The 22,986-nt window shown below is 52.9% G+C and carries 20 protein-coding genes and 1 rRNA gene; 8 read left to right on the top strand and 13 right to left on the bottom strand.

What is annotated here, in order from left to right:
* The first annotated feature begins 87 nt into the window (after positions 1-87).
* Both PZBJ_RS00565 and PZBJ_RS00570 read left to right on the top strand, forming a co-directional pair.
* Entirely contained in the window at positions 88-1,473 is a 1,386-nt protein-coding gene (locus PZBJ_RS00565; protein WP_008109781.1) for a nucleobase:cation symporter-2 family protein, read from the top strand.
* A 122-nt stretch (positions 1,474-1,595) separates the two neighbouring features.
* Positions 1,596-3,275: an AsmA family protein gene (locus PZBJ_RS00570; protein ID WP_101760714.1), complete on the top strand. Its 1,680-nt coding sequence runs from the start codon at positions 1,596-1,598 to the stop codon at positions 3,273-3,275.
* Positions 3,276-3,330: 55 nt separating this feature from the next.
* On the opposite strand, the gene fabY is transcribed toward PZBJ_RS00570, so the two are convergent.
* The 5 genes from fabY to typA all read right to left on the bottom strand — a co-directional run bounded on the left by fabY (position 3,331) and on the right by typA (position 8,246).
* Entirely contained in the window at positions 3,331-4,278 is a 948-nt protein-coding gene (fabY, locus tag PZBJ_RS00575) for a fatty acid biosynthesis protein FabY (protein WP_101760715.1), read from the bottom strand.
* 59 nt (positions 4,279-4,337) lie between these two features.
* Positions 4,338-4,775 (bottom strand): D-aminoacyl-tRNA deacylase, encoded by a 438-nt coding sequence (gene dtd / locus PZBJ_RS00580; protein WP_101760716.1) that lies wholly within the window; start codon positions 4,773-4,775, stop codon positions 4,338-4,340.
* A complete protein-coding gene (locus PZBJ_RS00585) occupies positions 4,772-5,644 on the bottom strand; it encodes a virulence factor BrkB family protein (protein WP_101760717.1) in 873 nt (290 codons plus the stop codon). Before PZBJ_RS00585 ends, dtd begins: the two co-directional genes overlap by 4 nt.
* Positions 5,645-6,241 carry a glucose-1-phosphatase gene (yihX, locus tag PZBJ_RS00590; RefSeq protein ID WP_101760718.1) on the bottom strand — a complete coding sequence of 199 codons (597 nt, stop codon included), beginning with the start codon at positions 6,239-6,241 and terminating at the stop codon, positions 5,645-5,647.
* Between the two features lie 184 nt (positions 6,242-6,425).
* Positions 6,426-8,246: a ribosome-dependent GTPase TypA gene (gene typA, locus PZBJ_RS00595; RefSeq protein WP_008109794.1), complete on the bottom strand. Its 1,821-nt coding sequence runs from the start codon at positions 8,244-8,246 to the stop codon at positions 6,426-6,428.
* Positions 8,247-8,685: 439 nt separating this feature from the next.
* Between typA and glnA the strand changes: the two genes are divergently transcribed.
* From glnA to glnG, 3 genes are all read left to right on the top strand, one after another.
* The gene (glnA, locus tag PZBJ_RS00600) at positions 8,686-10,095 is read left to right on the top strand and encodes a glutamate--ammonia ligase (protein WP_007885243.1); all 1,410 of its coding nucleotides are present in this window, start codon (positions 8,686-8,688) and stop codon (positions 10,093-10,095) included.
* 187 nt (positions 10,096-10,282) lie between these two features.
* Positions 10,283-11,332 (top strand): nitrogen regulation protein NR(II), encoded by a 1,050-nt coding sequence (gene glnL / locus PZBJ_RS00605; protein WP_008109798.1) that lies wholly within the window; start codon positions 10,283-10,285, stop codon positions 11,330-11,332.
* Positions 11,333-11,339: 7 nt separating this feature from the next.
* Positions 11,340-12,749: a nitrogen regulation protein NR(I) gene (gene glnG, locus PZBJ_RS00610; RefSeq protein WP_008109800.1), complete on the top strand. Its 1,410-nt coding sequence runs from the start codon at positions 11,340-11,342 to the stop codon at positions 12,747-12,749.
* A 51-nt stretch (positions 12,750-12,800) separates the two neighbouring features.
* On the opposite strand, the gene hemN is transcribed toward glnG, so the two are convergent.
* Positions 12,801-14,174, bottom strand: a complete 1,374-nt coding sequence (gene hemN, locus PZBJ_RS00615) for an oxygen-independent coproporphyrinogen III oxidase (RefSeq protein WP_101760719.1) — start codon at positions 14,172-14,174, stop codon at positions 12,801-12,803.
* A gap of 236 nt (positions 14,175-14,410) precedes the next feature.
* The gene (gene yihI / locus PZBJ_RS00620; protein WP_101760720.1) at positions 14,411-14,932 is read right to left on the bottom strand and encodes a Der GTPase-activating protein YihI; all 522 of its coding nucleotides are present in this window, start codon (positions 14,930-14,932) and stop codon (positions 14,411-14,413) included.
* 555 nt (positions 14,933-15,487) lie between these two features.
* On the opposite strand from yihI, the gene yihA reads away from it, so the two are divergent.
* Complete coding sequence (yihA, locus tag PZBJ_RS00625) at positions 15,488-16,129, top strand: ribosome biogenesis GTP-binding protein YihA/YsxC (protein ID WP_101760721.1); 642 nt, start codon at positions 15,488-15,490, stop codon at positions 16,127-16,129.
* 72 nt (positions 16,130-16,201) lie between these two features.
* On the opposite strand, the gene spfP is transcribed toward yihA, so the two are convergent.
* The 5 genes from spfP to PZBJ_RS00645 form a co-directional block, all read right to left on the bottom strand.
* Positions 16,202-16,249, bottom strand: a complete 48-nt coding sequence (gene spfP / locus PZBJ_RS24535; protein WP_071892919.1) for a small protein SpfP — start codon at positions 16,247-16,249, stop codon at positions 16,202-16,204.
* 275 nt (positions 16,250-16,524) lie between these two features.
* On the bottom strand, positions 16,525-19,317 hold the full coding sequence (polA, locus tag PZBJ_RS00630) for a DNA polymerase I (RefSeq protein WP_101760722.1): 2,793 nt from the start codon (positions 19,315-19,317) through the stop codon (positions 16,525-16,527).
* 367 nt (positions 19,318-19,684) lie between these two features.
* Positions 19,685-20,314: a thiol:disulfide interchange protein DsbA gene (gene dsbA, locus PZBJ_RS00635; protein ID WP_101760723.1), complete on the bottom strand. Its 630-nt coding sequence runs from the start codon at positions 20,312-20,314 to the stop codon at positions 19,685-19,687.
* Between the two features lie 26 nt (positions 20,315-20,340).
* A complete protein-coding gene (locus PZBJ_RS00640) occupies positions 20,341-21,327 on the bottom strand; it encodes a serine/threonine protein kinase (protein WP_101760724.1) in 987 nt (328 codons plus the stop codon).
* Between the two features lie 46 nt (positions 21,328-21,373).
* On the bottom strand, positions 21,374-21,649 hold the full coding sequence (locus PZBJ_RS00645; protein ID WP_101760725.1) for a YihD family protein: 276 nt from the start codon (positions 21,647-21,649) through the stop codon (positions 21,374-21,376).
* Positions 21,650-21,721: 72 nt separating this feature from the next.
* Here PZBJ_RS00645 and mobA point away from each other — a divergent pair, with 72 nt between their 5' ends.
* Entirely contained in the window at positions 21,722-22,297 is a 576-nt protein-coding gene (gene mobA, locus PZBJ_RS00650) for a molybdenum cofactor guanylyltransferase MobA (RefSeq protein WP_101760726.1), read from the top strand.
* Complete coding sequence (gene mobB / locus PZBJ_RS00655; protein ID WP_101760727.1) at positions 22,294-22,797, top strand: molybdopterin-guanine dinucleotide biosynthesis protein MobB; 504 nt, start codon at positions 22,294-22,296, stop codon at positions 22,795-22,797. The genes mobA and mobB overlap by 4 nt, the downstream gene beginning before the upstream one ends.
* A 76-nt stretch (positions 22,798-22,873) precedes the next feature.
* On the opposite strand, the gene rrf is transcribed toward mobB, so the two are convergent.
* A 5S ribosomal RNA gene (gene rrf / locus PZBJ_RS00660) occupies positions 22,874-22,986 on the bottom strand; the annotation flags it as partial.

Genomic DNA, 22,986 nt, shown 5'->3' on the forward strand with positions numbered 1-22,986 from the left:
CGGAAGTAAAAAGGGGCATTGCAAACGATTGCTTTCACAACGCAACCGTTTAAAATCGCCCCTTTGTTGTAATTGAGAACGTCCACCATGTCCGTCAACACCGCTGAAACTCGCCAGCCTGCCAGCGCTGCAAGCCCGAAAAGTGAACTGATTTACCGCCTCGAAGACCGTCCACCGTTACCGCAAACCTTGTTTGCTGCCTGTCAGCATTTGCTGGCGATGTTTGTCGCGGTGATTACGCCTGCGCTGCTGATTTGCCAGGCGCTGGGTTTACCGGCACAGGACACGCAACACATCATCAGCATGTCGCTGTTTGCCTCGGGCGTGGCATCCATTCTGCAAATCAAAACCTGGGGACCCGTGGGCTCTGGCCTGTTGTCGATTCAGGGCACCAGCTTTAACTTCGTGACGCCGCTGATCATGGGCGGCATGGCGCTGAAAAATGGTGGCGTTGATGTGCCGACCATGATGGCGGCGCTGTTTGGCACGCTGATGGTGGCGTCTTGTACCGAAATGGTGCTGTCACGCGTGTTGCACCTGGCGCGCCGCATCATTACGCCGCTGGTTTCCGGCATTGTGGTGATGATTATTGGCCTGTCGCTGATTCAGGTCGGTTTGACCTCCATCGGCGGTGGCTTTGCGGCGATGAGCGATCACACGTTTGGCGCTCCGAAAAACTTGTTGCTGGCGGCTTCGGTATTGGTGGTGATTATCCTGCTTAATCGTCAGCGTAATGCTTATCTGCGCGTGGCTTCGCTGGTGATCGCGATGGCGGTAGGTTATGCGCTGGCCTGGGCGCTGGATATGCTGCCCGCCACCAGCACGCCAGCCGATCAGCCGCTGATTGCCGTGCCATCGCCGCTCTACTACGGCCTGGGCTTTGACTGGAATCTGCTGATCCCGCTGATGTTGGTGTTTATGGTGACCTCGCTGGAAACCATCGGCGACATCACCGCGACTTCTGATGTTTCCGAGCAGCCGGTAAGTGGCCCGCTGTATATGAAGCGTCTGAAAGGCGGCGTGTTGGCCAACGGTCTTAACTCCTTTGTCTCAGCGCTGTTCAACACCTTCCCGAATTCCTGTTTTGGCCAGAACAACGGCGTGATTCAGCTTACCGGCGTTGCCAGCCGCTATGTGGGCTTTGTCGTGGCGCTGATGCTGATCGTGCTTGGCCTGTTCCCAGCCGTGAGTGGTTTTGTGCAGCATATTCCAGAACCGGTGCTGGGCGGTGCCACCATTGTGATGTTTGGTACCATCGCCGCATCTGGCGTGCGCATCGTTTCGCGTGAACCGCTGAATCGTCGTGCCATCATGATTATCGCGCTGTCGCTGGCGGTAGGTTTGGGCGTTTCTCAGCAGCCGCTGATTCTGCAATTTGCCCCGGACTGGCTGAAAACCCTGCTTTCATCTGGCATTGCGGCCGGTGGTATTACCGCCATCGTGCTGAACCTGATCTTCCCGCAAGAAAAGTAATCCTGCAGGCAGGCTTCGGCCTGCCTGATATTTATCCGCATTTACATCCAGGCTGTTGAGCTGTAACGGTAATTCAGGCATAACAACCACTCACCGGATAAATATCGGGATGGATGAGTGCGATGAAATTTTTAGGCAAGTTTTTCCTTACCTTACTGCTGCTAATTCTGCTGGCGCTGGTAGTGCTGTATGTGTTGCTACAAACACAATGGGGCGCAGGTTGGTTTAGCCGCTGGGTAAGCGATAAAACCGCCTGGCATCTCTCTCTCAGCAAGATTGAGCACGACTTCTCCTCCCCTTCGCATATCATTCTCGATGACTTCAGCTTTGGCCATGATGGTCAACCCGCCGTGTTAGTGGCGAAACGCGTTGATCTTGGCCTTGCGCTGGTTCAGTTCAGCGATCCACTGCACTTCAACAGCATCGAAGTGCGCGACGGTGAAATCAATCTCGCCAATCAAGCGCCCGATACCACGCTGCCGATTCAGGCCAATCGCCTGCAGCTGAATAATGTGCGTATTGAGAATCCTCACAGCACATTGCCGATGACCGCTCAGCGCGTGAATGGTGGTCTTCTGCCGTGGAAACCGCTGCCTAACGACGTGCTGGGCAGCGATGCGCAGTTCCAGATTAGCGCTGGCACCCTGACGCTGGATGGCGTACCGGGTAACAACGTGCTGCTGCAGGGCAGTATCAAGCAACGTCGTCTGGTGCTGAGCAATATCGGCGCCGATCTGGCGCGCGGTTCGATGACCGGCAACGCCGAGCGCGATGCGCTGGGTAACTGGAAGATCGACCAACTGCGCCTCAACGATATCCGCCTGCAAACCCATCAAAGCCTGAGCGACTTCCTCAATCCGCTGCGCGCTGTGCCTTCTGTGAGCATCAACCGTCTGGATATGACCGATGCACGCCTGCAAGGACCTGACTGGGCGGTGACCGATCTCGATTTAACCCTGAAAAATGTCACCCTGCGCGGCGATGATTGGGAAAGCGATGGCGGTTCTCTCTCCATGAATGCCGGGAATTTTATTAACGGTGGCTTTGAGCTCAACGATCCTATCGTCAATGCCGATCTCTCGGCGCAGGGCATCGCGCTGACGCAGTTCAGTTCGCGCTGGGTGAATGGCGTGGTGCGCGCCAGTGGCAACTGGACGCGCAGCGACAAACGTCTGACGCTGGATGAACTGGCGATCGCCGGGCTGGAATATACTTTGCCGCAAAACTGGCGTGAACGCTGGCAGCAAACCTTACCGGACTGGCTGGATAGCGTGCTAATAACCCGCGCTACCGCCAACCGTAACCTGATTATTGATATCAATCCGGCGTTCCCGTTCCAGATGACGTCACTGGATGGCAGCGCGAATAATCTGCTACTGGCGCGTCAACATCAGTGGGGAATCTGGTCCGGTAAAGCCAGCTTCAACGCGGCCGAAGCCACCTTCAATCGTACCGATCTGCGTCATCCGTCCATTGCGCTGAATGCCAACGATCAACAGATTCAGGTAACAGAATTGAGCGCCTTTAACGGCAGCGGTTTACTGGAAGGATCAGCAACGGTTGGGCAGGACGCGCAACGTCCGTTGACGCTGAATCTGAAAGGCCAGGCTGTGCCGGCAAACGTGCTGGGCAATTGGGGTTGGCCAACGCTGCAGTTGAGCGGTAACAGTAATTTACAGCTGCAGCTGAAAGGTTCGCTGAACGCCAGCGCGCCGCTGCGCCCCAGCGTGGATGGCACGTTGTCGGTAACCACCGATGCCCAAGCTGTACAGCAAACGATGCGGGGCGGGCAAGTGCAATAATTCTGTAGCGGCGCACATTAATTGCGCCGCTACATTAGGTAAAAAAATTGCAGGACTAATCGATACGGGCGCCGGAGCCGCCCTCTTCCAGTGCTCCGTCAGAATCGGCGGGCAGCACGATATACACACCTTCGAATACCGCGCCCAGCTCATCATCCCCGAACAGCTCCACTTCCATCTGCACGCGCGCTTTGCGGCCACGCGCCAGACGATCAAGATCGCCGCTGAGCGAGCCGAGATCGGCAATCGCGCCCGGACGGCCGCTGATCGGTTTGCTGTAGCGAATATGCGCATCCGCCAGAATAATGGTGCCACCGAGATGGCGCTCGCGCAGCAGCAGCCAAATTAAACCCCAACCGGTGAGCGTGGCTAGCGAGAACAAGCTGCCCGCAAATAGGGTGTGATGGGGATTCTGGTTGCCCGCTTCGGGCATGGTGGTAACGAATTTCTGCCCGGTATATTGCAGAATGCGCACGCCCATTTTTTCACTCAGCGGAATGTGCTCGTACCAGGCTTGTTGCAGCTGTCCGCACCAGTCGGCGCGATGCAGAATATCGTCGAGCGTCACGACCGGTTTAATCATCAGGAAGTGACGCACCGGCGTGGTTTGCGGCGCGGTGATTTCGCCCTGATTGACGTAGCCGAGCTTGGCAAAGAATTCGACGGCGTCTTCACGCGCGCTACAGGTGACGCGTTTTGCCCCTTCCTGACGCGCGACCGATTCCAGCGTCATTGCCACCAGCGTGCCAAGACCTTTCCCCTGCACCGAAGGATGCACGGCAAGGAAGCGAATCGCGGCTTCGTTCTCGGCATTGATGTACAGACGGCCGATTGCCACCGGTTTGCCTTGCTCATCCACCACCATTTGATGATGCGCCAGCGCATCCCAGGCATCACGCTCAGAACCCTGCGGCTGACGCAGCGGCTTTCGTAACATTTCCCAGCGGAACTGGTAATACATATCCAGTTCTTCCGCCGTTTGCGGTACGCGAAGATGATACATAAAGTGATTCTCTCGTTCGAAGCTTGCGTGGCTAAGTCCTTGCCGCTCGGCTGAAACCCTCACACCTGTAACCAGAAGGTCACCGGACCATCGTTTACCAACGAAACCTGCATATTGGCGGCGAAGCGCCCGTTTGCGGTGGCCACGCCCTGTGCTCGGCAGCAATCGCTAAAGTATTCATAGAGGCGCTCGGCTTCCGCCGGTTCTGCGCCGCCAGAAAAAGAGGGACGCATACCTTTATTGGTATCTGCGGCGAGAGTGAATTGCGACACCACCAGCACGCTGCCACCTGCCTGCTGCACATTAAGATTCATTTTGTCATTCTCATCCGCAAAGATGCGGTAGCCCAGCACGCGCTCGGTTAATCGCTGCGCTTTTTGTTCATCGTCGCCCTTTTCCACACCCAATAACACCAGCAAGCCGGCGCCAATTTCGCCCACTGTCGCGTCGTCAACGCTGACACTGGCGCGGCTGACGCGCTGAATCAAAGCAATCATGTTTCCTCACGTTCTTTTTCGCGTTCCTGCTGTTTTAGCTGGCGATAGTCATCCAGCGTGACGGTGATTTCCGCGCCTAACAACACAATACACCACGACCAATAGACCCATAGGAACAGAATGGGGATGACCGCCAGAACGCCGTAAATTAACTGATATGAAGGGAACATCGTAACATAGAGCGCAAAGCCTTTTTTACCCAGCTCGAACAGCAATCCGGCAACAATGGCGCCGATCAGTGCATCACGCGTCGGCACGCGCCGCGTCGGCACAATGCTATACAGCAGCCAGAAAGCGAGGATCGAGAGGCACAGCGGGAATATGCGCAGCAGATGATCGATCAAGCTGGTGACGCCCGTGACGTTTACCCAGCGCAGCGACAGCAGATAGGAGCTGAGCGCTAAACTTGCGCCGGCCAGCAGCGGGCCCAGCGTTAAGATCATCCAGTAAACAGCAAAGGAGTAGACCATTGGACGCGGTTTATCGCTGCGCCAGATGGCGTTCAACGCGCTGTCCACCGAATGCATCAGCAGCAGCGCGGTGACGATCAACCCCACAATGCCGACCGCCGTCATCTTATTGACGTTGGCGACAAACTGATCAAGATAACGCTGAATCACGTCGCCCGTTGCCGGAATGAAGTTGGTAAAGATGAAGTTCTTCAACTGCACGCTGATGTCCGAGAACATCGGAAAAGCAGCAAACAGAGCGAACACCACGGCAATCAGCGGCACCAATGCCAGCAATGAGACGTAGGCGAGATTACCCGCCTGCGTCGTCATGTTGTCATCGTCAACGCGTCGCCACAGCAGTTTTACCCACAAATAAAAGGCATGCGCCGAGTGGCGCAGATGTCGATGGTTCAGCACTCAGAGACGACCCGCAAACCAGTCCGGCACAGTTTTCTCATCAACCACCAGCACGCTTTCAATGCCGAGTGCGCGCGCAGCGTCGATATTGGCCTGATTATCATCGAAAAATACCGCCTGATCGGCCTGATAACCTTCGTGCTGCAGCACATAGTTGTAGATGCGCGCTTCCGGCTTACGCATGCCGATATCCTGCGACATATAAAGATGATCGGCCGCCTGTTGAACATCGGGATATTGGGTTGGCCAGAACTCGAAGTGCAGCTGATTGGTATTGGACAGGATCACCACGCGCTCGCCATTGGCACGCAGCTTGTTCATGATCGCCAACGTTTCCGGACGCACGCCGACAAAGACCGCCTGCCAGCCAGCGGTGAATTGCGGATAGCTCAACGCGATATCCAGCTGGTCGCAAATGCGCGCAGCAAATTCTGGATCGCTGATTTCGCCACGTTCGTGTTTCTCAAAAGCCTCATCCATGCGGAAACGACTTTGTAGCGTGGATAACGGCACGCGCCCTAAGTCGCTCCAGACGCCGAGCACACGATTGAAATCGATATCAACAATCACATTGCCTAAATCAAAGATGTACAGCATGACGACTCTCCTTTTCGTTCCCTGGATCATTCACTTTAGCGGCAAAAGTGGGAGCTGAACAGGGACGAGGGGCGGGAAATCAGTAATCTGGAAGCGGAGGCAAACTTCATTAAGCGAGCGTTGCAGCGGGTTGCAGGCATAAAAAAGCCCCGCGGGTGCGGGGCTCAATATCAGACTGTTTCGCTTACTCTTTGCTGCCGCGAGAAGAACGTTTACGATCGTTCTCGGTCAGATGACGTTTACGAATACGGACTGACAGCGGAGTCACTTCTACCAGTTCGTCATCATCGATGAACTCGATAGCCTGTTCCAGCGTCATTTTCTGCGGTGGAACCAGAGTGGTGGCTTCGTCAGTACCTGACGCACGCATGTTGGTCAGTTTCTTACCGGTCAGGCAGTTTACTGTCAGGTCGTTAGAACGGCTGTGAATACCAATGATCTGGCCTTCATACACTTCCGCACCGTGACCGAGGAACAGCTTGCCGCGATCCTGCAGACCGAACAGGGCGAACGCTACCGCTTTACCCTGACCGTTAGAGATCAGCACGCCGTTCTGACGCTGGCCCACTTCGCCCGGACGAACATCGTCATAGTGGCTGAAGGTGGAGTACAGCAGACCGGTACCTGAAGTCATGGTCATGAATTCGTTACGGAAGCCGATCAGACCACGGCTTGGGATCATGTAATCGAGACGTACACGGCCTTTACCATCTGGATCCATGTTTTTCAGATCGCCTTTACGCTCACCCATCGCTTGCATCACAGAACCCTGATGGGTTTCTTCGATGTCGAGGGTCACGTTTTCGAATGGCTCCTGCTTACGGCCTTCGTGCTCGCGGAAGATAACTTTCGGACGGGATACCGCCAGCTCGAAACCTTCACGACGCATGTTTTCGATCAGAACCGACAAGTGCAGCTCACCACGACCGGAAACGCGGAACGCATCCGAATCTTCGGTTTCTTCAACGCGCAGTGCCACGTTGTGTACCAGCTCTTTGTTCAAACGCTCCAGAATCTGGCGCGAGGTCACGAACTTACCTTCTTTACCGCAGAACGGTGAGGTGTTCACGTTGAAGAACATGGTAACGGTTGGCTCATCAACGCTCAGGGCTGGCAGCGCTTCCACATTCTGCGTGTCGCAGATGGTGTCAGAGATGTTCAGCTCGCCCAGACCGGTGATCGCGATGATGTCGCCCGCTTCTGCCAGGGTACTTTCGATACGTTCCAGACCCAAGTGGCCCAGCACTTTACCGACTTTACCGTTACGGGTTTTGCCTTCGCTATCAATGATAGTGACCTGCTGGTTCGGCTTCACGGTACCGCGCTTGATGCGGCCGATGCCGATCACGCCCAGATAGTTGTTGTAGTCCAGCTGCGAGATCTGCATCTGCAGTGGCGCTTCAACTTCAACCTGAGGTGGAGAAACGTGGTCAACGATCGCCTGATACAGCGGGGTCATGTCGTCAGCCATGTCGGTGTGTTCCAGACCCGCGATACCGTTCAGTGCCGAAGCGAAGATAATCGGGAAGTCCAGCTGCTCGTCAGTCGCATCCAGGTTAACGAACAGGTCAAATACCTGATCAACAACCCAATCAGGACGCGCGCCCGGACGGTCAACTTTGTTGATAACCACAATCGGCTTCAAACCATGAGCAAATGCTTTCTTGGTTACGAAGCGGGTTTGCGGCATAGGGCCATCCATCGCATCTACAACCAGCAGCACCGAATCCACCATGGACATGACGCGCTCCACTTCACCACCGAAGTCGGCGTGTCCTGGGGTATCAACGATGTTGATACGGTAGTCATTCCATTTGATGGCGGTGTTTTTTGCGAGGATGGTAATCCCACGCTCTTTCTCCAAATCGTTGGAGTCCATTACGCGCTCAGTCGCTTCGGTACGAGCATCAAAAGTACCGGACTGTTGGAGCAGCTTGTCAACCAGGGTGGTCTTACCATGGTCAACGTGCGCGATGATGGCGATGTTACGCAAATTTTCGATCACAGCTTTGCCTCAGGCATTATAGAAATAACGCGGTATTGTACACGGATTAAGCGGAAGACTGAACATGATCACAGATTTCGCCGAAAGTTTCTTGTAGCGCTGGTTTTTAGCACCGTTTACGGTGCATTAATCTGCACTGCGATAGTAATTTGCACCAAATTGGTGCTTAACTTCACCTGTGGTGCACCATAACGATGCATGCAATCCATCCTGGTGCAGCCTTCGACTCACGAAAGGGCGCATTGTAGCGCCATTTTCGCCATTGTCATAAAGTTGGCACAGAATTCGCTTTATATATTTTAAGCGAAAACGACAGTTATAAAACGGTTGAAAGAGCTTGCCGAGATCTTTAGTTAGGAGTGGTCAGCAGTCGTGACACATTCCCGGCAACGAAGTTCTCTCACCATGACGATAATGACCATTTCCAGGAGAGTTGAGTATGTCCGCTGAACACGTTCTCTCGATGATGAACGAGCATGAAGTTAAGTTTGTTGACCTGCGTTTTACCGATACCAAAGGTAAAGAACAGCACGTTACTATCCCTGCTCACCAGGTTAACGCTGACTTCTTCGAAGAAGGCAAAATGTTCGATGGCTCCTCCATCGGTGGCTGGAAAGGCATTAACGAATCAGACATGGTGCTGATGCCGGATGCAACTACTGCAGTCATGGATCCGTTCTTCGAAGACTCGACCCTGATCATCCGTTGCGACATCCTTGAGCCAGGCACACTGCAGGGCTACGACCGTGACCCACGCTCCATTGCTAAGCGTGCAGAAGAGTTCCTGCGTTCTTCAGGCATCGCGGATACCGTGCTGTTTGGACCAGAGCCAGAGTTCTTCCTGTTCGATGACATCCGTTTCGGTTCTTCTACTTCAGGTTCACACGTGGCTATCGACGATATCGAAGCAGCCTGGAACACCGGTAAAGAGTACGAAGGCGGTAACAAAGGTCACCGTCCAGGTCTGAAAGGCGGGTACTTCCCAGTGCCACCGGTTGACTCAGCACAGGACATCCGTTCTGCCATGTGTCTGACCATGGAGCAGATGGGTCTGGTGGTTGAAGCACATCACCACGAAGTAGCCACAGCTGGTCAGAACGAAGTGGCAACCCGCTTCAACACCATGACCAAAAAAGCTGACGAAATTCAGATCTACAAATACGTGGTGCACAACGTTGCTCACGCGTACGGCAAAACGGCAACCTTTATGCCTAAGCCAATGTTCGGCGATAACGGTTCTGGTATGCACTGCCACATGTCTCTGTCAAAAGGCGGCGTGAACCTGTTCTCTGGCGACAAGTACGGCGGCCTGTCTGAAACTGCTCTGTTCTACATCGGCGGTATCATCAAGCACGCTAAAGCGATCAACGCCCTGGCGAACCCAACCACCAACTCCTACAAGCGTCTGGTCCCAGGCTACGAAGCGCCAGTTATGCTGGCTTACTCTGCCCGTAACCGTTCTGCTTCTATCCGTATCCCAGTGGTTGCCAGCCCGAAAGCACGTCGTATCGAAGCACGCTTCCCGGATCCAGCGGCTAACCCATACCTGGCATTCACCGCGCTGCTGATGGCCGGTCTTGATGGTGTTATCAACAAGATCCACCCTGGCGATGCGATGGACAAAAACCTGTATGACCTGCCACCGGAAGAAGAAGCTGAGATTCCAAAAGTTGCAGGTTCTCTGGAAGAAGCGCTGAACGCACTGAACGAAGACCGCGAGTTCCTGACCCGTGGCGGCGTGTTCACTGATGACGCTATCGATGCGTACATCGAACTGCGTAAGCCAGAAGTTGACCGCGTGCGTATGACTCCGCACCCAGTTGAGTTCGAACTGTACTACAGCGTTTAATTTAAAAATTTCAGCTCCCTGTTCACGCACTCTTTTTGCTACGTGAACAGCCTGAAAGATTTTTAATTGCCGTGGAAACTTTAGCCCATCTCCGGATGGGCTTTTTTCTCCGCGCATTCATGGTTCGAAGCACAGATTTCCGTCCTGAATGGCTATAATGCACTAAATTAGTGCAGAGGAACGCTGTATGGCAACTGGCACGCTGCCCGACGCGGGGCAGATTCTCAACTCCCTGATCAACAGTATTTTGCTGGTCGATAACGATTTAGTTATCCATTACGCCAATCCGGCGGCTCAGCAATTACTGGCGCAAAGCTCACGTAAATTGTTCGGCACGCCATTACCGGAATTAACCGGCTATTTTTCGCTGAATATTGAGGTGATGAGCGAGAGTCTCGGAGCTGGCCAGGGCTTTACCGATAGCGAAGTCACTCTGGTGGTTGATGGCCGCGCGCACATTATGTCGCTCACGGCACAGCGCTTACCGGATGGCTTTATTCTGCTGGAAATGGCGCCGATGGATAATCAACGTCGTCTTAGCCAGGAACAAATTCAGCATGCTCAGCAGGTCGCTGCCCGCGATTTAGTGCGCGGTCTGGCGCATGAGATTAAAAACCCGCTGGGAGGATTACGCGGCGCCGCGCAGCTACTGACTCGCGCGTTACCCGATCCTTCCCTGCATGAATATACGCGCATCATCATTGAGCAAGCCGACCGCCTGCGTAATCTGGTTGATCGTCTGCTTGGCCCGCAACAGCCGGGCTTGCACGTAACGCAAAGTATTCATCAGGTTGCCGAACGCGTGGTGAATCTGGTGTCGATGGAGCTGCCGGATAACGTTTCGCTGGTGCGCGATTACGACCCAAGCCTGCCGGAACTGCCGCACGATCCCGACCAGATTGAACAAGTGCTGTTGAATGTGGTGCGAAACGCGCTGCAGGCATTGGGCGATGAAGGCGGCACCATTGTGATTCGTACGCGTACCGCCTTCCAGCTCACGCTGCACGGCACGCGTTACCGCTTAGTCGCGCGTATTGATATTGAAGATGACGGCCCAGGCATTCCGGCCCAGCTACAAGATACCCTGTTCTATCCGATGGTTAGCGGACGCGAAGGCGGCACCGGTTTAGGTCTGTCCATCGCCCGTAGCCTGATCGATCAGCATTCAGGAAAAATAGAATTTAACAGTTGGCCAGGTCACACCGAATTCTCGGTTTACCTGCCTATTCGCCAGTGAGGTTTCTATGCAACGAGGGATAGTCTGGATCGTCGATGACGATAGCTCCATCCGCTGGGTGCTTGAAAGGGCACTCACTGGAGCCGGTTTGAGCTGTGCAACCTTTGACAGCGCTAACGAGGTATTGGACGCGCTCGCAAGCAAAACCCCAGACGTATTATTGTCAGACATTCGTATGCCTGGCATGGATGGACTTGCGCTGCTGAAACAGATTAAGCAGCGCCATCCGATGCTTCCGGTGATCATTATGACCGCGCACTCCGATCTGGATGCAGCCGTCAGCGCTTATCAGCAAGGTGCGTTTGATTACCTGCCAAAGCCATTTGATATTGATGAAGCGGTCGCGCTGGTTGAACGTGCGATAAGCCATTATCAGGAGCAGCAGCAGCCGCGTAATCAGCCCGTCAGCGGCCCAACCACCGACATTATCGGCGAAGCGCCGGCAATGCAGGATGTGTTCCGCATCATTGGTCGTCTTTCACGCTCCTCAATTAGCGTGCTGATCAATGGTGAATCCGGTACCGGTAAAGAGTTGGTGGCACATGCGCTGCATCGCCACAGTCCACGCGCGAAATCTCCTTTTATCGCGCTGAACATGGCAGCGATTCCCAAAGATTTGATTGAATCAGAGCTATTTGGTCACGAGAAAGGCGCGTTCACCGGTGCCAACCAGATTCGTCAGGGACGTTTTGAGCAGGCCGATGGCGGCACGCTGTTCCTTGATGAAATTGGTGATATGCCGCTTGATGTGCAAACCCGCTTATTGCGCGTATTGGCCGATGGCCAGTTTTATCGCGTTGGCGGCTATGCGCCGGTGAAAGTGGATGTGCGTATCATCGCGGCAACCCACCAGAATCTTGAGCTGCGCGTGCAGGAAGGCAAATTTCGTGAAGACTTGTTCCATCGTCTTAACGTGATCCGCGTTCATCTGCCGCCGCTGCGTGAACGACGTGAAGATATTCCGCGCCTGGCGCGTTACTTCCTGCAGGTTGCTGCACGCGAGTTAGGGGTGGAAGCGAAGATTCTGCATCCCGAAACCGAAACCGCGCTGACGCGTCTGCATTGGTCCGGTAACGTGCGCCAGCTGGAAAATACCTGTCGCTGGTTGACGGTGATGGCAGCTGGCCAGGAAGTGTTGATTCAGGATCTGCCGCCTGAACTGTTTGAATCCAGCACGCCAGACAATCCGGTGCAATCGTTGCCGGACAGCTGGGCTACGCTGCTGGCGCAGTGGGCAGATCGCGCCTTGCGTTCCGGTCATCAAAACCTGTTGTCGGAAGCACAGCCGGAGATGGAGCGCACGCTGCTCACCACCGCGCTGCGTCATACACAAGGGCACAAACAGGAAGCGGCGCGCTTGCTCGGCTGGGGACGAAATACCCTGACGCGTAAGTTGAAAGAGCTGGGAATGGAATAACGCGCACGTTTTGCGTTTTGAAACCGGGGAGCGAATGGGCTCCCCGTTTTTTTATATCACTCGCGAGAATTGCTGCATGCGCACCTTTTGGCGCATATACACATCGAAGCACATACAGATGTTACGAATCAGCAACCGACCAACGCCGGTAACGTGCAGGCTGCGACCGTGCTGCTCCACCAATCCATCCGCCATCAGCGGCGCTAACAGCGCTAAATCCTCGGCAAAATAGTGTTCAAACTCAACCGGGTATTGCGCCTCTACCGCGGCAAAATCCAGTGCGAAATTACAGATTAAGGCTTTAATCACATCGCGGCGCAAACAATCATCGTTACTCAAGGTAAGCCCGCGCCACAGCGCATTGCCGCGCTGCTCGACATCTGCGTAATAGGCTTTCAACTCTTTGTGATTTTGCGCATAGCTGTCGCCCAGCATGCTGATGGCCGACACGCCCAAACCGAGCAAATCGGTTTCGCCCTGTGTGGTGTAACCCTGAAAATTACGATGCAGTTCGCCAGCGCGTTGTGCCACCGCCAGCTCATCATCCGGACGCGCGAAGTGATCCATTCCGATAAACTGATAGCCTTCGCCGGTTAAGGTGGCGATGGTTTCCTGCAGGATCTGCAGTTTCTGTGCTGCACCTGGCAGCTCCTCATCTTTAATTTTACGCTGCGCAGCGAACAGTGAAGGCATGTGCGCATAATTGAAGACGCTGAGGCGATCGGGATTGAGTGCAATAACGCGCTGTAAAGTAAAGGCGAAGCTTTCCGGCGTTTGCAGCGGTAAGCCATAAATCAGATCAAGGCTGACCGAACGGAAGCCTTGCTCACGCGCACGCTGCACCAGAGCGAAGATGGTTTCTTCATCCTGCACGCGATTCACGCGCTCCTGCACCGCTTTATTAAAGTCCTGCACGCCCATGCTCAGGCGATTAAAACCTTCCGCGCGCAGATGATCGATCATCTCCAGTTCGATTTCACGTGGATCAACCTCGATCGACATTTCGACGTCATCGGCAATCGTAAAATGCCCGCGTAGCAGCGCCACCAGCCGGCTCACCTGCTGCTGGTTGAGGAATGTCGGCGTGCCACCACCCCAGTGCAATTGAGTGACGCAGCGGCCCGCAAAGAAGGGCGCACGTTGACGGATTTCCTGCTCCAGCACATCAAGGTAGCGATCGGCTTTATGCAGCTGGCGCGTCACGATTTTATTGCAGCCACAAAAATAACAAAGCCGATGGCAAAACGGGATGTGCACATACAGCGATAACGGACGATCGGGATAGCGCTGCACGGCTTGCTGAAAATCTGCCTCACCAAATTTCTCACTGAATTCGAGCGCGGTGGGATAAGAGGTATAACGTGGGCCAGCGTAATTGTATTTTTCGATGAGGCGCTGATCCCAATCAATCTGCTGCGATGACATGCTCACTCCTTACGGTGACGTCGTCTGAGAGAGGGTCGCGTAGCTGAAGAGTGGACGAAGCGATGGGCTGAACGCCGACGTAAACGCGACTTAAGACGCGACAGGCGGCGTAGTTTAAACAATAACCAGAGCAGATAACATGTCAGCAGCAGCGCGAAAATTGATCCAGGCCAAAACATAGGTGAATACCTGTTTAGCGCGGCATGCGCGAAAACGCATGCCGATCAAAATTTGCCTTAATTACCTTTTAGCAGGCGCATCATATCTTCTTCAGCCTGCTCATCTTCCGCTTCGTCATCCAGCGCGATGCCCAGCGTTTCCATCAGCTCATCGATGCGGTCTAAGGTTTGATCCAGCCAGGCCTGATCTTCGCCACTCAAGGTTTCACCGTTTTCCAGGCGATCCAGCAGCGTATCCAGACGTTCGTCATTTTCCAGCTTCGCCAGCTCTTCTTGCGGCGTCAGGCGAACTTTTTCTGCTTTTGGCTTTGGTTTCGCTTCAGGCTTTTTTGCCGGCTGGGTTTTACCATCAGCAACTAATGCGATCGGCTTTTTGCTGCCCAGGCGTGGATCCTGAGCTTTTTTACCCTGACCTTTGCCAGCGGCTTGCGTTTCAGGATTGGCGCGGCTGCCAGATTTATGGCCGCTATGTTTTTTATCGCGTTTGCGATCGCGCGCTTCTTGATTAAGGTCTTCACGCGATTTGCGTTTGGCTTTCGCAGCAGGTTTGCCACGCGGGGCTGATGCAGGTTGCTTCATGGTGTCCGGTCTCGGCGGTGCTTTGTGAGTTCAGTATAGAATTGCGGCGAAATCTAGCAGAAAGTAAGCAAAGAAAAAAGGCGATAGCCTATGCTATCGCCTTTTATCGCACCTTCATATGAAGGAAACACTGAATAAATCCTTTACGGCTCACAACGTCCCGGTTGCTCCATCGCCACATCGCTCCTGCGATTAATCCCTGTCCTTGTTCGATTCCTGCCTGAATCGCTTCCCGCCATGCTCTTGGTCATCCCCGACACTCCTGAGCTCATCATCCTGATGGGTGCTGCCGTGCACTGACAACAAATGTAGACTAATAGGTAAAATGAACAAGTGAGACTTGTCTCTATTTTAGAGTGGTATTTCCTATAATAATTTCAAATCATTGAAATATAACATCTAAATGGATTGTTAATATTCCATGAAGCGGTAATCGCTGGCAGTAAAAATCATAGATCTCTTACAAAATGGCGCATTTGGACGCTATCGGGCACTTTTGCGCCATTACAGGTATAATCAGCCCAATTGCCCGATTCATTTTGCTGGAGTTTCACTTTGTCTGCTTTGAACTATCACATGACCCATTTCATGCTCAGCGCCCCCGATATTCGCCACTTACCGGCGGATGTGGGTATTGAAGTTGCTTTTGCCGGGCGCTCAAATGCAGGCAAATCCAGCGCGCTGAACACCATCACTAACCAAAAAGGTCTGGCCCGTACCAGTAAAACGCCAGGTCGTACTCAGCTGATTAACCTGTTTGAAGTGGTTGAAGGTAAATGTCTGGTCGATTTACCCGGTTATGGCTATGCCCAGGTTCCGGAAGAGATGAAGCGCAAATGGCAGCGCTCGCTGGCGGAATATTTGCAAAAACGTCAGGCGCTGAAGGGTCTGGTGGTATTGATGGATATTCGCCATCCGCTGAAAGACCTCGATCAGAACATGATTGAATGGGCCGTGCAGAGCCAGATTCCCGTGCTGGTCTTACTGACCAAAGCCGACAAACTGGCATCCGGCGCACGTAAAGCACAACTGACGATGGTGCGCGAAGCGTCGCTGGCCTTTAACGGTGATGTGCAGGTGGAAATGTTCTCGTCGCTGAAGAAGATGGGCGTTGATATTGTGCGTAAGAAGCTGGACAGCTGGTTTAGCGAACTAGAGCCAGCGCAAGAAGGCGACGGCGAAGAAACAGCAGAGTGATTTTGTTGCGGCTTTTGAGAAAAAGCCCAATAAAAAACGCCCCAGTCATAAATGACTGGGGCGGCTAAATATTCAGCCAAATCCGATTACGTGAAGTAAAAGGTCTGAAAGATAGAACATCTTACCTCTGTACCCTACGCGACAAACTCTACCTGATTTTCAGCGCCCTACAAAGGGTTTTTTGTTGTTAAGTTTCAGGATTCGACATCTTTTTTACTAAGCTCATCACACTTTCACGCGTTCGATGTAGTTTAATTACTAAAAAAATGCTTAGCCGATAGGCAGTTACAAAACGCGCATTTAATAGACCGCTTTGTGAGGTTGCTGAACCGATTAAGTAAACTTTTTTCTTATGATGATGCCAGCGGCACGCAAATACCGCTGAATCAGCATGATCAGTGTGCCTCATCCCAGTTATCGCCGGTGCCTACTTCCACCTGCAGCGGCACATCCAGCTTAATGCTGTTCTCCATCAGATCACGGATGGTCTTAATGGCGCTATCCACTGCATCGCTGCGGATCTCAAACACCAGTTCATCGTGTACCTGCATAATCATGCGCACGGCATCGTCTTTTTGCTCCAACAGCCAGCCATCCACCGCAATCATCGCGCGTTTGATGATGTCTGCCGCCGTGCCTTGCATTGGGGCATTAATCGCCGCTCGCTCCGCCGCTTTACGACGAATCGCATTGCTGGAGGTGATATCAGGCAGCCACAAACGACGACCATCGAGCGTTTCTACATAGCCTTTCTCTGCTGCCTTCGCGCGCGTCTCTTCCATATAACGCAGCACGCCCGGATAGCGTTCAAAGTAGAGATCCATGTATTTCTTCGCCTCACCCGCACCGATATTGAGCTGGCGGGAAAGACCAAACGCGCTCATTCCGTAGATCAGACCAAAGTTGATCGCCTTGGCACTGCGACGCTGCTCACCTGAAACTTTGCTTAACGCCACACCAAACACTTCTGATGCGGTGGCACGGTGGATATCTTCGCCCTGGGCAAACGCATCCAGCAGGCCTTTGTCTTGCGACAGATGCGCCATGATACGCAGTTCAATCTGTGAGTAGTCCGCGGCGACAATACGATTGCCCGATCCGGCGACAAACGCCTGGCGGATTCGGCGCCCTTCTTCGTTGCGCACCGGGATATTCTGCAGGTTAGGATCGGTAGACGAGAGTCGTCCCGTCGCCGTTACCGCCTGATGATAGGATGTATGTACGCGGCCGGTAAGCGGATTGATCATCAGTGGCAGCTTATCGGTGTAAGTCGATTTCAACTTTGATAAACCACGATGTTCCAGAATTACTTTCGGCAGTGGATAATCGAGAGCCAGTTCAGCCAGCACTTCTTCGCTGGTCGACGGCGCGCCGCCCGGCGTTTTCTTGGTCGGTTTAATACCCTGCTTTTCAAACAAAATGGTTTGCAGCTGTTTAGGTGAAGAGAGGTTAAACGGTTCGCCTGCCAGCTCGTGCGCTTTCAGCTCCAGCTCGGCCACACGCGTGGTCAGCTCCTGCGAGTGTTTGGCCAGGATATTCTGGTCAATCAGCACGCCGTTGCGCTCAATCCGCGATATCACCTTCAACAACGGCATTTCGATCTCTTCAAATACCTGTTTCGGCCCCGCTTCCGGCTCCAGTTTCTCCCACATTTTCAGATGCAATTGCAGCGTGACATCGGCATCTTCCGCCGCGTAGTGGCCCGCTTGTTCGATAGCAATCTGATTAAATGTGAGCTGATTTTTGCCTTTACCCGCGATCTCTTCGAAAGTCACCGTTTTATGGTTTAGCCAGCGCGCGGCCAGACTATCCATATCGTGTTTTCCGCCCACGCTGTTCAGGCAATAAGATTCCAGCATGGTGTCAAATTTGATGCCGTTCAGTTCAATGTCGTAATTCTTCAGCACGCCGCGATCGTATTTGAGGTTCTGACCAACCTTCGCCGCGTTACCATCCTCCAGCAGCGGTTTTAGCTGCTTCAGCACTTCGCTGCGATCCAGCTGATCTGGCGCATCCAGATAATCATGGGCAACCGGCAGATAAGCTGCTTCGCCCGGCGCGACGGCAAAACCAATGCCGACAATATTGGCGCTTAAGGTATCCAGCGAGTCGGTCTCAAGATCGAAAGCGAAGAGCTCGGCGCTTTTCAGCTTTTTGAGCCATGCGGCAAATGTCGCTTCATCGAGGATAGTGACGTAGCCATCCGCAGAGAGCACGCTGGTCGCTTGGGCAGCGGGCGCAGCAGGTTCGCTGAGCTGCGGTTTCTTAGCCTGCGCGTTGCTCTTCTTACCTTGTTGCAGCCATGAACCATCCTGCAAATCGGTGATCCAGCGCTTAAATTCATAACGGCTAAACAAGGTTTGCAGCGCTTCGACATTAGGTTCATTGACGACAAGCTGATCGCAGGTCAGATCCAACTCAACGTCGGTTTTGATGGTTGCCAGCTGATAAGACACGAACGCGACGTCGCGATTTTGCTCCAGCTTCGCCGCCATGGTTTTCGCACCGCGGAACGAGAGATCGGCCACTTTATCGAGATTGTCATAGATTGACTGCATACCGCCCAAGCCTTGCAGCAACGCCTGCGCGGTTTTCTCACCGACTCCCGGCACGCCTGGAATGTTATCGGAGCTGTCGCCCATCATGGCGAGGAAATCGATAATCAGTGCTGGCGGCACGCCATATTTCTGCTCGACCTCTTCCGGACCGAGCACGGTATTCGTCATGGTGTTGATCAAGGTAATCGCAGGCGTCACTAACTGCGCCATATCTTTATCGCCGGTGCTGATCAACACCGGACGGCCGAGTTTTTCCGCCTCTAGCGCCAGCGTACCGATAACGTCATCCGCCTCAACGCCAGATACCGCCAACAGCGGCAGGCCCATCGCCTTCACCATTTCATGCAGCGGCTCAATCTGCGCACGCAGATCGTCTGGCATCGGCGGACGGTGCGATTTGTAGTGTTCAAAAAGCTCATCGCGGAAGGTTTTGCCTTTCGCATCGAAGACCACAGCCACATGGCTTGGCTGATACTGCATCAACAGGCTTTTCAACATGTTGAGCACACCATACATGGCGCCAGTTGGCTCGCCTGCACTGTTCGTTAGCGGCGGAAAGGCATGATATGCACGGTACAGATAAGATGAGCCGTCGACCAGAATCAGGGGATTTTCTGCAATTTGCGCCATAGGTTCGTATTTTCTTCGTTGCGATAATGAGGGCTATAAGGATGCCACAACCAGAGGAGAATGTTGAATGCACTCGGGGAAGTCAGGATCTTTTTCGTCGTTACGCGGCACGGATCGCAAGGATCAAACTGTGGATAAGTTTGTGCGTAAAAATCATAACGTATTGTTATTTACGTTAATTGCAATTACTTTAATATTAAAAATTCATTTATATCAGCAAGTTAAATACTTATTGTGATCTTGCTCGCCCTAATGAAAAGACGATCGTCCATGTGGATATTAAGCGAAGGGTTAATAAATACATCGCACAAATAAGAGAATGAAGGCAATAAAAAACGCCGGCAGTACCGGCGTTCTAAAAACTAAATTACTTCTTTTCTACCAGGAACTTCACTACATTGGCGTAATCAGCAACGAAGTTGTCCATTGAGCTGGTATCCAGGCCGCCGTTGTTAACCATATATTTGCCGTTAACGAAGATCGCTGGCACACCTTGCAGATTGACGTCTGCTGCTGCTTTCTGCTGCTGCGCAACCAGCGCTTTTACTGCGAAGCTATTCCACGCTGCATCGTAATCTTCTGAAGAGATACCCGCCGCTTTAATAAAAGTCTCTTTCAGGCTTGCTGCATCGGTAACGGTTTGGGTTTTCTGAATACCGTCGAAAATCGGTGCAGTAACTTTGCTTTCTACGCCTAGCGCCATGGCAACAGCCCATGCCTGAGTGACAACCGGACCGAATTGACCACCAAGGAAATCAACGTGGTATTTGGTCACTTTCGTGTCCGCCGGCAGGTTCTTTTTCACTGCCTCGCTCACGTGATAAACGCGTTCGAACTGGTAGCAATGTGGGCAGAAGAAGGAGAAGAACTCCAGAACCTGCGGCTCACCCGCCACTGGCTTTGGCAACGTAACGAACTGCTTACCATCGTTAAACTGTGCCGCCGAGGCGCCAAATGCCAGCATTAAACCTACCAGCGCAAACATGATCTTTTTCATCGTGAAACAATCTCCTGAGTACTTCATTAATATTGCGGGCTAAGCTGCAACGGCGGTTCGTGTAACAGCCTTTCCTGCTCGATAAATAATGCAATCTGCCGGCGCCAAAAATCCTCATCTGTCATCCAGGGGAAGGCGCGCGGAAAAGCGGGATCCTGCCAGCGGCGTACTACCCAGGCCAAATAATAAACCATGCGCATAGCGCGTAAAGGTTCAATCAGTGACAATTCATGTAAATCAAAATCACCGAATTCATTATAGGCTTCCAGCAAAATGTCCCATTGAATCAATTGTTCCTGTCGATCGCCATTAACCAGCATCCATAAATCCTGCACTGCTGGCCCGTTACGGGCATCATCAAGATCGACAAACATCGGGCCTTCACGCCACAGAATATTGCCGGGATGGCAATCGCCGTGCAACCTTAACGGCTGCCAATGGCTATGCCAGCGCTGCTGCAGCGTCGCGCTGAGCTTATCAACGGCAGCAAGCAGTAAGTCTTTAAGTGAAGCCGGTACTAACGCGCTTTGTTCCAGCTCCCGACGCGGTTGAAAAATATACTCTTCAAGGCCGAAAGTGGGTCGCTGCTGAAACAGGCTTTGCTTTGCGGTTTGATGGATGCGCCCCAGAAAGCGGCCAACCCATTCCATCTGATCCTCGTTATCGGTTTCATACTGCCGTCCGCCTAAACTGGGGAAGACCGCGTACATGAAGCCGGCATGATGATTCAACGTGCTGCCCTGCAGAACGAGCGGCGCGGCAACCGGCACTTCATCCTCTAATAAATCCTGAGTGAACTGATGCTCTTCAAGGATCTGTTGTGCGCTCCAGCGCTGCGGACGATAAAACTTAGCCACATAGCGGCGTTTATCATCGTCGCTGAACTGATAGACGCGGTTTTCATAGCTATTGAGGGCGGTTAAGCCTGATTCGACACGCAGACCCGCATCCCAAAGTGCATCAAGGATGACATCGGGATTCAACGTCTGGAAATTAAAGGCGGCTTCGCTCATCTTTTTGCCTGTGTGTTACCTTTGCGATTAATGCGCAAGGATAACATTACTCATCATCCTTAATCACACCGCGTGCACGTAATAGCGCGGTCTTGAAGTCCACTTCATAATCCTTTTTCAGGCCGGGAATGGCACTCTGGCTATCTGTGTCACGCATTTTGAGATGGTAAATCAATACATCATCGGTTAATTCACTTAATGGGCCACTGAAACCAGATTCCTGCGCCAGTTTTTGCAAAAATGCCAGCAAGTTGAGATCGGCATCCTTCTGCCATGCGGGTTGCAGAAGCTCGAGCAGTTCATTGAGTCGGTGATATTTCATCATTGATTCCTTTATGCAGATGGTACGCTGCCGCTAAGTAAGTATCGTCCAGAATGAAGCAAGGAGACGAATATGACAGCATTTACCGGCGTGATCCTCGCGGGTGGCCAAGGCAGTCGTATGGGAGGCCAGGATAAGGGGTTATTGATGTTACAGGGTGAACACCTTTATCAGCACGTTTTGCGGCGATTCCGGCCGCAGGTCAATATTGTGTTGATAAGCGCTAACCGTAACATTGATCGCTATCAGGCAAGCGGTTGTCAGGTGGTTATCGATACATTGCCCGATTATCCCGGACCGCTGGCTGGCATGCTCAGTGGTTTACGCAGCAGTAAAAACGAATGGGTCGCTTTCTGCGCTTGTGATACGCCATGGATCCCCAATGACTTTGTCGCGCGTCTGTGGCAACAGCGTAATGATGCGCCCGCTGTGTGGGTGAAATCCTCCCAGCGTGATCATCCAGCCTTAGCGCTGGTCAATTGCGCATTGGCTGATGATCTTGAAACCTGGCTACTGCGCGGCGAGCGACGTTTAATGCAGTTCTTACATGAGCATGGCGGGCATGCTATTGCGTTTTCAGACCCAGAATCTGCGTTCCGCAATATCAATACGCCAGACGATCTCATGAATGAGGAAAAGTATTTATGAGTGTGCGCTTACTGGCGATTTCCGCATGGAGCGGGACAGGAAAAACCACTTTGCTTGAGCAAGTCATTCCACTTCTCAAAACTCAGGGGATTCGATCAGGCTTAATTAAGCACACACATCATCAGATGGATATCGATACGCCGGGGAAAGACAGTTATTTGCTGCGTAAAGCTGGGGCGGATCAGGTGATCGTCGCCAGTAATCAGCGCTGGGCATTGATGGTTGAATCACCTAATAAGCCTTTAAGCCTAATGCAATTAGCATCACAGATGGATATCTCAACGTTGGATCTGGTGCTGGTCGAGGGCTTCAAAGATGAGCCGGTCCCCAAAATTGCACTTTGGCGGCGTGGCGTTAAAGGTGAGATTAAGGATTTGCTGGATCAGTATGTGATTGCCGTCGCTACTGATGAGGATATGGAACTGAATTTGCCCATATTGGATATTAATCAGCCAATGCAGGTTGCCGATTTTATTGTTCAGTGGCTTAAAAAGCGTTGAAATAGCCAGTTTTTAGCTAACATTCAGACGTAAAAAAGCCCCGGACTTTCGTCCGGGGCTTCTTCACTTATTTGATGCCTGGCAGTTCCCTACTCTCGCATGGGGAGGCCCCACACTACCATCGGCGCTACGGCGTTTCACTTCTGAGTTCGGCATGGGGTCAGGTGGGACCACCGCGCTAAAGCCGCC

The sequence above is a fragment of the Pantoea endophytica genome (genome assembly GCF_002858935.1).
GTDB lineage: Bacteria > Pseudomonadota > Gammaproteobacteria > Enterobacterales > Enterobacteriaceae > Pantoea > Pantoea leporis.